The sequence below is a fragment of the Bradyrhizobium sp. MI1.3 genome (assembly GCF_055811695.1).
Genome location: NZ_JBVVPQ010000249.1, coordinates 1 through 577, shown reverse-complemented (window position 1 = coordinate 577; position 577 = coordinate 1). Strand labels below are relative to the sequence as shown.

1 protein-coding gene is annotated in these 577 nt (G+C 61.0%); it reads right to left on the bottom strand.

The genetic code is table 11. The features are described 5' to 3' along the window. The coding region (locus tag AC0L3A_RS40880) for an IS110 family transposase (RefSeq protein WP_473256601.1) at positions 1–430 on the bottom strand (430 nt) is incomplete at its 3' end. Between the last annotated feature and the right edge of the window lie 147 nt (positions 431–577).

The following is a 577-nucleotide window of genomic DNA, read 5'->3' as shown; positions in this document are numbered from 1 at the left end:
GACGCACGTAGGCTCGCAGCTCGGCAATCTGCCCTTTGGGCCGAAAGCTGGCCCGCAGCAACCCGAATGAATGGAGCCGCTGCAGCCATTGCGCATCGCTGACATCGGTCTTGCGCCCCGGTACGTGCTTGGCATCGCGCGCGTTGACAAGAAACACAGTAAATCCCCGGGCATCGAGAAGCTCGAAAATCGGAATCCAGTAGACGCTGGTCGATTCCATGACGACGGTCTCGACGCCGCATTCGGTAAACCAGTCGACCAGCCGATGCAGATCGGCCGTGAAGGTACCGAAGCTGCGGACCGGCTCGGGTGCGCGATCGGCCCTGACGGCAGCCATGTGCATAGTCGCTCCGACGTCGATGGCAGCCGCGTTCGGGTGCACCATCGGCATGTTACCATCGCTCCTCGACTTCGATCTTTTGGGGTTCATCTCCAATCCTCCTGCTGACGGCGGCGGGCGCGCAGCGCCGCGCCTAGTTTTTAAGAAGCGCTCACCAAGACGGGATTGCTGAGCGCAAAGCGATGATCGACCGTGAGCACGATCTGTCGATCACCAAGCAGGCGGAGATTCTGCAGA